The organism is Nocardia alni (assembly GCF_019038435.1).
GTDB lineage: Bacteria > Actinomycetota > Actinomycetes > Mycobacteriales > Mycobacteriaceae > Nocardia > Nocardia alni.
The window spans coordinates 1-9,797 of record NZ_JAGPOX010000230.1 but is presented as its reverse complement, the minus strand read 5'-3'; the positions used below and the strand labels follow the sequence as shown (position 1 = coordinate 9,797).

Here is a 9,797-nt window from a genome sequence, read left to right as displayed (position 1 = left end):
GCTCGGGGAGGGGCATGTGGGGTCTGCGGCGTTGCTGGCGGGGACCGTGGGGGAGTGGACGTTCGTTTATGACGACTTCGGGGCGACCGACGACCCGGTGGCATTGTCGGGCGGTGGGCGGGTTGCGGCTATGAGTTACTCTTCGATCAATGCCGATGCGAGTCTGAGGTACTTCGTCGATGGGGACGAACTCGCCTGGATCAATGTGGATGATCTTGTTATGGAGACGGATCTGCCGGGGATGCCGCAGGAGTTGCGGGCGGCGTTCGAGGCGGCGGGGACTTTCGAGCACGACTATCTCGACCCGGGGGAAGCCGATTACTCCATCTGTATGCGCGCGGTCTGCGCGTTGGCGGATATTCGCTTCACTCTCGATGATCTGCGCCGGATTCCGTTGCTGGTCACGACCTTCGGCTGACGATACGGCCGCACGTGCTGTGCGGGAGCAAGTTCTCCGGGTACCCTCAGTGACTTGACAGCGTTTTCGCACCGTCCGACGACACAATCCGGACGTGATGTCCTTCGTGCCCGGAATGCGTGCGAGCGTGCCGTTTCCACCCCTTCCGCCAGCCAGCCTGGTCGGCGGCCGCGGTTACTGGCGGGACACCGGTTGGACGGCGACGTCATTGCTGGACGGCTGGTTCCCGGTGACGATCGAAATCCTGGCCGTGGCGGCGTTGATCGTCTCGATCGGCTGGCGCACACGCCGGTGGCGCCTGGTGTGGTTGCCGGTGGCGATCGCGGTCGGGATCGTCAGCGCGTTCGCGACGCACTATGTCGTGTACTCCCAAGGCTGGGCGACCGGTCCCGATCACGCCCCGATCGCGCTGTGGATTTCGGCGGGATGCATCGGGACGGCGCTCGTTGTCGTCGTGGCGGGCTGGCCCAGTGCTCGGTGGTGGCGGCGCGGACTGTCGGTGTTCAGTGTCGTGCTGGCCGCCCTCAGCGCGGGCATCGCGGTCAACATCTGGGTCGGCTATTTCCCGGAGGTCAAGACCCTGATCCAGACCGTGGACGCGGCGCCACTGCCGGAGCAGACCGCACTGAGCGCGCTGCCGGGGATGCGGGGCCACGAACCGGCCCAGGGGCGCGTCGTCCCGATCACGACACCGGATAGTGCCAGCGGTATGTGGCACCGCACCGAATACGTGTATCTGCCGCCGATCTGGTTCACCGGCGCGACGCCGCCGAAACTGCCCGTCGTCGTGATGATCGACGGCGCGTTCGCCACACCGGGCGATTGGGTGCGCGTCGGGCACATCCTGCCCGAGGTCGACGCCTTCGCGGCCCAGCACGGCGGATGGGCGCCGGTGCTGGTGTTCGTCGACACCAACGGCACCTTCACCAACGACACCGAATGCGTGAACGGCCCGCGCGACAACGCCGCCGCCCATGTGGTCCAGGATGTGCCGCCCTACATCGAGAAGACCTTCGGCACCACCGACGCCGGGTGGGCGATCGCGGGATTCTCGATGGGCGGCACCTGCGCCATCGACCTCTCCGTGCTGCATCCGGCGCTGTTCGGAACCTTCGTCGATATCGCGGGCGATATCGGCCCGAACGCCGGGAACAAGCAGCAGACGATCCAGCGTCTCTACGGCGGCGACACCCGGCAGTGGGCGGCGTTCGATCCGCGCACGGTCATGGCCGCGCACGGCCCGTACTCCGGGGTGGCCGGCCTGTTCTATGCCTTCACCCCCGTCGGGCCGACCGGTATGTGGACCGGGGACCGGATGCCCGACGCGGTGGCGGCGGATCCGGACCCACACAGGGGGAAGGCCAGCGTGGCAGTCCATATCGGCGCGGCGCAGGCACTGTACGTCTCGGCGCACAAGGTCGATATAGCGTCCGCGCTGTATGTGAGCCGCGGTAATCACACGTGGCAGGCGGCCGCGGGCGCGTTCGTGACGGCGATGCCTTGGTTGTTCGACCGCCTCGGTGCATCATGAGCGCGGTTGCGCCGGGGCCGTATCCGCCGCACGTAATTTCGCGTGGCGCACGGGGATTAGTACCGAAACCGAATTACGGTGCGGTGCAGAAAATCCGGTGAGCGGGTCGGCGGCGCCCGGGGTGTTCGGGCCCTGCGCGGGTACGTAATTTCTCTGTCTCGGTTGAGCTTTGCGGCGAGAATCCGTTCGGCGGAATTCATGAACTCGCAGGACGATCGGCCGGATCCGCCTACCGGCCCGACGCGCCATCGCGGCCGCACGGTGGGCTCGGCTCGGCGCTGATCGGAGCGTCGGTTGCAATGATGGTAGTGTTGCGGGCCTGCCGAGTTCGTTCAGTCGAATAAGCTCCGAACTGCACGGTTTCCCCGATTTACCGATCGTGGGGGACCTAATTGCGCCTTCTGGTAGCAGAGTTCGCTTTTGTCGAATACGCTTCCCGCGGCAGAAAAACCGTCTTTATGGAGGGATGAGTGACCACCCCGAGTACGCCCCAGCGGGGCACCGGGGGAACCGGAGACCGGCGAACGGTGCCCCTGACGCAGCTGGCTCATTTGATGGCCGAATATCAGAAGCTCGGTGATCATCGACAGACATTTCTACCGGCGTCGATGAGCACCGACGCGTTCGTGCGTGGCTGCTGCATGGTCGCGGGAGGCCTGGCGGTGGTCGCGGCGATCTGCGTGACCGCCGGATGGTGGATCGGCTGTGTGACTTTCGCGATTCTGGCGCTGGTGCCGGTGGTGGCCGCCGGGCTGCGCAGCCGCCTGGCCGGACCGCACCGCGGCGCGCGGCTGGATCTGTTCGACTACGGCATCACGGTGTACCGGTCGGGTCAGCAGATCGCCGCATTCCGCTGGGACACTGTCGAAGTGCGGCAGGAGGTCGTCCGGTTCCACAATTCCTCGTCGCCGACGGCTGACTACGCGTTCACGCTGAGCGGGCCCGGCGGGGCGCACGAGAAGTTCGACGAGCATCAGTTCGCCGATGCGAACGAATGGGGTCCGGCGATCCAAACGGCGGTCACCGCAACGCAATTGCCGCGCGCGGTGGCCGCGATCGACGCGGAAGAGACCGTCCGGTTCGGTGATGTCGCGGTGAACCTGCTCGAAATCGTCTTCGGCGGAATGCGTTATCCGTGGGAACGGGTTCAGATGATCGACGCCCGGGGTGGGCTGGTCCGGATCAAGTTCGCCGGTCGATGGATATCGATGGCTCCCGTCGAATCCATACCGAACTTCTATATCTTCAACGAGGTCGCCGAACGTTTGCGCATGGCCGCAGCCGCGGAACTCGCGGAAGGTTTGCTATCGCAGGAGGTTCCGGCCGAGGGCGCTCAGGAAGCCGCGGATGCGGCGGAAGTCGTCGAGTCGCAGCCCGTCGAGCCGACGGATGCCGAGCCGACGACAGCCGGCCCGGCCGAGACCACCACCCCGGAGTCCGACGACTTCGCCGCCGAGGTCGAATCCGCGCTCAGCGCAGCCGAATCCGACCACGAGGCGCAGCTCAGTACATCATCCGGGGATCCACGTAGTGCTTGAACTCCAGTAGGTTGTTCGACGGGTCCTGCAGCACCATCGTGAGGTGCTCCTCCACCGTGCCTTCGAACCGGGTGGACACCGGTGCGAAGAAGGGGAGCTTGCGCAGCTGCGCGAGCCGCAGCAGGCGGTCGAAGTCCTCGCGTTCGCGGAACGTGACGCCGAAATGGCGTGGGTACAGCTTCGGATCGGTGTCGATCTGCTCCGACAGGTGGCACACCACCTGATCGCCGAAGAAGTCCAGGGTGATTCGGTCGGCGTAGCGGCGGGCCAGCTTCACACCGAGGCCGCCGACGTAGAAGTCCTGCGCCTCATCCAGATCCGCGACCGGAATGGCCAGGTGGAAGGCGTCGCGCTGTTCACGCATGGGTCTGGAACTCCTGATCGGTGGTCGAAGTGGGCTCGGGCAGTTCGGTACCGGAGAAATCGGTGAGCGTATCCGCGCGCAGGCCCAGCCGCAGGGTCTCCAACCCGACCACAGCCTCGGCGTGGACGTTGCCCAGATTGACGTGGGGCCCCAGGCGCTGCAGCAGATGAATCTGCAACTCCTTGTTCGGCGCCTCGAACATGACCTGGTTCATGTCGATCCCGGAATCGGCGATCTCCTCGATCAGGCCGACCCGCAGATCACCGTTGGGACGACAGATACCGCTGCTGCCGCTCTCTCGCGCCTCGGCGATGACCAGCTTGGCGCCCGCGTCGAGATCCTGCCGGATGAACTCGATCCACCGATTCGGAGGCAGCCGTTCGGAGCGCACCGGATCCTTGAACCCGACCTCGGAAATCACGGTGAACTCGCCGGCGAACCGGCGAATGTACTCGGCCTTGTCGTCATTGGACAACGCGATCGCCCCGTTGGAGATCTCCACGGTGTTCGCCTGGGCCTCGTGGCAGATGCGCCGCCACTCCTCCACCCGGTCGTTCAGCACGAACTTCTCGAACATGGTGCCGCCGAAGTAGAACTCGACCCCGTTGGCGCGCACCGCGCGGATCTTCTCGCTGATCTTCGGAGTGACCAGGGAGGTGGCCCACCCGAATTTCACGACGTCGATCAGATCCGCGAAGCTGTCGATCACGTCGGTGAAGTAGCGGGTCGGTAGGCCGGGATCGATGACCATGGTCTGTCCGCGTTGCCGGGGCTTGGCGTCCCGGCCCGGCAGCGGCAGTGTGTGGGGAAATGTCAACGTGTCGGTGAGCAATGCATCTCCTGCACGGAAGTACGGGACTGGTTTGTACGCGAACGGCGAATGATAGCGAATAGATCGGTGTGCAGCATGGGACGCCCGGTGAGCCAGAGACTACCGGGGATGCGTCGCAGCACCTCGGTAATGGCGATCGCCATCATCAGCACACAGAGATACAGCATCACCGTGCCCCACAGCAGGCCCAGCGCGCTCTGGAAGTCCGGGATGACGGGCGAGAGCACCTGCAGGCATATCGGATGGACGAGGAATACGCCGAACGAGCGATCCGAGCCCCACTTCACCGCCCGGGCGGCCCAGCCGCCCTCTCGCCGGTGCCCGGCCCACCAACTGCTCACGGTGTACTGGGCGAAGATGATCAGGGTGAAGGCGACCAGCAGATGCGGCATGAACACATTGCTGGCCTGCCAGGGAAACATCCAATGGACCTGCCGGTAGTACTGCAACTCCGATAGTGCGGTAGCCGCGATCGAACCGACGACCAGCAGCGGACCGTATCGGCGGACCGACTCGGTCACCTTCTCGATATGCCAGGCCGCCACCGCGCCCAGCAGAACGTAGAACTGATACGGGAAGATCGTGACGTACAGATCCCCCCACACCCCGGCCGGTCGCCCGGTCAGTGCCGGCGGATGGACCAGGATCCACTGGGCGCCCGCCTGTAGCAGCGCGCTGACCGCGAGGACCCATCGGTGATGCCCCTCGGTGGCGCGCAGCAGGCGCATGATCAGCGGGAACAGCAGGTATACCTGCATCGTCACCAGCAGGAAGTACAGCTGATACCACGCGCCGCCGGTGAGGGTCTCGAACACCAGGCGCCACACCGCCGATCGAACGCCCTCGCCGGGATGCAGCCCGGCCACGATCGAATAGGCCCAGTAGATCACCGACCACGCCAGATACGGGATGCCGACGAGGGGGAAGCGTCTTCGCCAGAAGTTGCGAGTGTCGAACGGTTTGCGCGAGTACTGGTAGATCAGCACGAACGCGGTCAGTGCGAAGAATGCCTGCCGAGTGAAGTGCAGCAGCACCACCACGCCGTTGCCTGCGACGTTGTCCCGGTCGAGCGAATTGCCGACCACATGGGCGCCGATGACGCAGGCGAAGGTGACGATCCGGAACAGGTCGATCTGATGCAGATGTGGGCGCTTGGCCGCGGGCCTGGACTCGGATCGGATGGTGGCTGGTGCCTCGGCGGTGACACTCATATCACACAACCGCTACTTGCATGGCATCGCGAAGACGATGACGCTGCACCTTTCCGGTCGGTGCGCGGGGGAAGTCCTCCACGAACACGATCTCGACGGGCCGTTTGGCCCGCGACAGCTGCTCCGCGCAGCGCAGGCTCAACGTGTCCCGCAGCTGCGCGTATTCGTCGTCCGAATCGACCTCACCGACCATGGCTTCACCAAACTCCCCGGCGTCGGCCGCGATGACGTACGCGATCGGGACACTGCCCAGGATCTCGTCGTCGCGCCCGACAACCACTACGTCCCGCACGCCCGGATCGGCCTGCAGGACCTCCTCGATCTCCCGCGGGTACAGCAGCTCGCCACCACGGTTGATGACATCGTCGCTGCGGCCCACCAGATAGACATACCCGTTCTCATCGATACGACCCAGATCGCCGGTGTCCAGCCAGCCCTGGGCGTCGAACCGTTCGGCCGCGCGGCCCCCGAGGTACCCATCGATCACCCCGGCGCCACGAATATGCACCCGTCCCACGATATCGCTACGGACCGCTCGGTTCTCCTGGTCTCGTACTTGAAGCTCGATTCCGACCGGCCGGCCGCATGAACCCGCGGGCGCGATCTCGTCGAGACCGGTCGCGGTGATCTGGCTGGCCGCCTCGGTCATGCCGTAGCTCTCCACGATCCGCACGCCGGTCGCGGCGGTGATGCGTGCGCGCACAGGGGTGGGCAGCGGCGCCGAGGCCGAACGGATGAAGCGCAGCCCCGAGGGCAGGACCGGGGTGGCCGCGCCCTCGGCGGTCAGCACGGCCAAGATCGCCGGGACGGCGTTGAGCCAGGTGATCCGCTTGGTGTGCAGCAGCGGCCAGAATCCGGTCGCGTGGAAGCGCTGGTCCAGGACCAGGCAGGCGCCCGCGGTCAGGGTGGCCAGCAGCGCGACCACCTCGGCGTTGATGTGGAACAGCGGCAGGCTGTTGTAGCCGCGATCGTGCTCGCTGATCTGGTTGTGCGCCGCCACACCCGTCGCGACGTGCAGCAGCTGGCGCTCGGACAGGCGCATGGCCTTGGGTGCGCCGGTGGAGCCGGAGGTCGCCAGCAGCACCGACCCGCTGGCCCGCCGGGTGCTGGTCTCGGGGCCGGGGACAGTGGGCAGTGCCGGCACGCCCAGGAGGCCGGCCAGGCTCTGATTCTCGGAGACGACCGCGTCGGGGGTGAGGCTGCCCAGGGTGCGGCGCCGCTCGGCGAACGGGGCGCGCGGATCCACCGGCACGGCGCAGCGGCCCGTCGCGATCACCGATAAATAGACGATAGCGAAGGTCAGCGGATCGGTGATGTCCAAGACGATGGTCGCATCTGGGGGGACTCTGGCGTCGAGATAGGCGGCCCAACGGCCGGCCAGCTCGGCCAAGTCCCCATAACGGATCGCCCGCTCACTGCGGGCATCCTCCAGAAATGGGCGCGCGGCCCGCTGAGCGGCATGTACGCCGATCAGTGCCGCGACAGACGTCTCGGTTTCCCGGTCCTTGCTCTGCGTCATCTGCTTCCCTCGGTCGGCCGTCACCCGCCCAGCATTCCCACCGACCGTGTGTGTCCACTGTTCGGTTCCTCCGAATTCCCTGTGCCACATGACAGCTAATCCGTCAGGGGGCGGGCGCCGGATAACAGTGTGTCAGACCGGTTGGTGTGGCGCGGCGCTTAGGGGACGATGAGCCGACGGAGCTTACGGCATCGGCGGGGCAGATGAGGTCAGTGGTGGGTCAGACCTGTCAGACCATCGTGCCGGAAGTCGGCCGCCAGGCGGTCGGCGATCCAGCGGTGCCCCACCGCAGTGGGATGTAGGCGGTCTGCCAGTGTAGGGAATACCCAGTGTGACGTCAGGGGATCGAAGATATAAACATGTGGATCGGCGTTGCGCGCCGCGTCGACGATGATGGTGTCGGTGGCCCAGGCGGCCGGTGAGGGCTGGCCCTTCGGGAAGACCGTGAGCACGCCGACCGCCGCGTCGGGGGCCTGGGTGCGGATCTCCCCGATGACCTTGCTCACGCTCGAGGCCAGCACCTTGGGCGATTTACCGATGTCGTTGTAACCGGCCTGCACGATCACCATCGTGGGTTTGTGATCGGTCAGTTGAAGCTTGGCCAGCAGGCGGAGCATGGGGCCCAGTTTGCGGCTGCCCAGCGCCACGTATCCGGCGCCCGGGTCCGCGCTGACCATCGACTGCCAGCCGAGTTGCGCGGCCAGGAGGGCGGGATAGGCACGATCGGGATTTCCGGCGCCGACGCCGTCACTGATCGAGGCGCCCACCACGGCGAGGACAGGACGACTGACCTCGGCCTGGGGGGCGATATCCGGGCCCTTCGCTTCGGCATGCCCGTGTTCCACACCCATAAGACCGGACAAGGCCGCACCGACGACCACGGCGGCACAGACGCCGACTCTAGAAGCATGCTTCACGCGCCAAGTGTTACCAGTTCGATGCAATCGGTCAAGCTGACGCTCCCACCAATCCCCCCTAGGATGACCACTCCGCCCGGTACGCCGATCGAGGACAGGCGGTGAGGTGCGTCTCGTCGCAGCTCGCGGCCGAATCATCGTGTCCCCCCTCACTTCCGGGCCGCGCTCACGCATGATGGTCGGCACATGTGCGCCACTGCGTCCACGATGATCCGGGCCTGTGGACGAGGGATGTCGCGGGGCGCGTCGAACCGCCGCGGCAGCCCGGTCCCATGCCCGCTTCAGCACAACGACGCCGTCCATCCGAACCCTCCGATCGCACGGACCCAATTGCTTTCAATGAGACCATCGGTTGCGGTCCCGCACAACGAAATACTCGGTGACGATTTGAATTGTTGTGGTGGGCCTAACCGTGCGCCGCGGGGATCAGTCCATCTTTCCGGAACTCGGAGGCGAGGCGCTCGGCGATCCACCGCTGGCCCCCGGCGGTAGGGTGCTCGCGGTCCGACTGTGTGGGGAACGTCCAGCGCGATGCCAGGGGATCGAAGACGTAGACATGTCGATCGGCGTCGCGCGCCGCGTCGACGATGAGGGTGTCGGTGGCCCAGGCGGCCGGTGAGGCCCGGCCCTTCGGAAAGATGGTGAGCACGCCGATCGCGGCGTCGGGAGCCTGGGCCTGGATCTCTCCGATCACCGCGCGCACACTATCGGCCAATTGGCTGGGCGGCTCGCCGATGTCGTTGTAACCGGCCTGCACGATCACCATCCTGGGCTGGTGGAGGGTCAACTGCAGCTTGGCGAGCAGGTGCAGCATCGGTCCCAGTCTGTGCTTGCCGCGCGCGATGTATCCGGCGCCCGGCTCCGCGCTCACCTCCGATTGCCAGCCCAACTGCGTGGCCAGCAGTGCGGGATATGCCTGATCGGGACTCTTGGCGCCGCTGCCGGCGCTGATCGAGGCGCCGACGACGGCGAGGAGGGGCCGGCTGGTCTGGGGCAGCGTATCGGGATTCGTCGAATCCGCGTGCGCGTAGACGACAGCGGGTAGGCCGGTGACCACCACACCGGCGACCGCGGCCCAGACGCCGGCTCTCGAAGCGCGCTTCACGGTGCGAAGTGTTGCGAGAGCGGCAGATTCGGTCAAGGGTTGTCATCAAGTGAAATGCGCCACGCTCGTTTCGCGGTCGCGGGATGTACGAATCGCGTAGTCTGTCTGGTTTTCCTCAGCCGCTGATGGCGTAGGGGAGGCTGAGGCGGCGAGCGGCCTCGAGGATGCTCAGGATTCGCGAGCCGGGCAGGCCGACGGAGGCGCCGATGGCGGCGGGGGTCCAGGATTCGTCGGCGAGGGTGAGGATTTCGGCCAGCTGTTCGACCGGGAGTTTGGACAGACGGCGGGCGGAGATCTCCTGGGCCGCCGCCCAGATGCCCGCGTCGGCGTCGGACGGGATGTCGTCGGCGTCATCCCAGGAC

General features: G+C 66.2%; 9 protein-coding genes and 1 pseudogene. 3 read left to right on the top strand and 7 right to left on the bottom strand.

Annotated features, from left to right (window positions below; all coding sequences use genetic code 11):
- The 3 genes and pseudogenes from JZ791_RS42225 to JZ791_RS42215 form a co-directional block, all read left to right on the top strand.
- Positions 1-418, top strand: a pseudogene (locus JZ791_RS42225) (DUF6461 domain-containing protein); the annotation flags it as partial.
- A gap of 97 nt (positions 419-515) precedes the next feature.
- Entirely contained in the window at positions 516-1,949 is a 1,434-nt protein-coding gene (locus JZ791_RS42220; RefSeq protein ID WP_254207302.1) for an alpha/beta hydrolase, read from the top strand.
- 470 nt (positions 1,950-2,419) lie between these two features.
- Complete coding sequence (locus tag JZ791_RS42215; protein WP_216903285.1) at positions 2,420-3,487, top strand: DUF6585 family protein; 1,068 nt, start codon at positions 2,420-2,422, stop codon at positions 3,485-3,487.
- Here the strand turns inward: JZ791_RS42215 and JZ791_RS42210 are convergent.
- The 7 genes from JZ791_RS42210 to JZ791_RS42180 form a co-directional block, all read right to left on the bottom strand.
- Positions 3,453-3,851 carry a VOC family protein gene (locus tag JZ791_RS42210; RefSeq protein ID WP_216903283.1) on the bottom strand — a complete coding sequence of 133 codons (399 nt, stop codon included), beginning with the start codon at positions 3,849-3,851 and terminating at the stop codon, positions 3,453-3,455. The genes JZ791_RS42215 and JZ791_RS42210 overlap by 35 nt on opposite strands.
- A complete protein-coding gene (locus JZ791_RS42205) occupies positions 3,844-4,683 on the bottom strand; it encodes a phosphosulfolactate synthase (RefSeq protein ID WP_216903281.1) in 840 nt (279 codons plus the stop codon). Before JZ791_RS42205 ends, JZ791_RS42210 begins: the two co-directional genes overlap by 8 nt.
- Positions 4,665-5,894 carry an acyltransferase gene (locus JZ791_RS42200; RefSeq protein ID WP_216903279.1) on the bottom strand — a complete coding sequence of 410 codons (1,230 nt, stop codon included), beginning with the start codon at positions 5,892-5,894 and terminating at the stop codon, positions 4,665-4,667. The genes JZ791_RS42205 and JZ791_RS42200 overlap by 19 nt, the downstream gene beginning before the upstream one ends.
- A 1-nt stretch (position 5,895) precedes the next feature.
- Positions 5,896-7,413 carry a class I adenylate-forming enzyme family protein gene (locus tag JZ791_RS42195; protein WP_216903278.1) on the bottom strand — a complete coding sequence of 506 codons (1,518 nt, stop codon included), beginning with the start codon at positions 7,411-7,413 and terminating at the stop codon, positions 5,896-5,898.
- Between the two features lie 209 nt (positions 7,414-7,622).
- Positions 7,623-8,330, bottom strand: coding sequence for an SGNH/GDSL hydrolase family protein (locus JZ791_RS42190; RefSeq protein ID WP_216903277.1), 708 nt, complete (start codon positions 8,328-8,330; stop codon positions 7,623-7,625).
- A 406-nt stretch (positions 8,331-8,736) separates the two neighbouring features.
- A complete protein-coding gene (locus tag JZ791_RS42185; RefSeq protein ID WP_216903276.1) occupies positions 8,737-9,435 on the bottom strand; it encodes an SGNH/GDSL hydrolase family protein in 699 nt (232 codons plus the stop codon).
- Positions 9,436-9,550: 115 nt separating this feature from the next.
- Positions 9,551-9,797: hypothetical protein (locus tag JZ791_RS42180; protein WP_216903275.1), on the bottom strand; the 247-nt coding region annotated here is incomplete at its 5' end.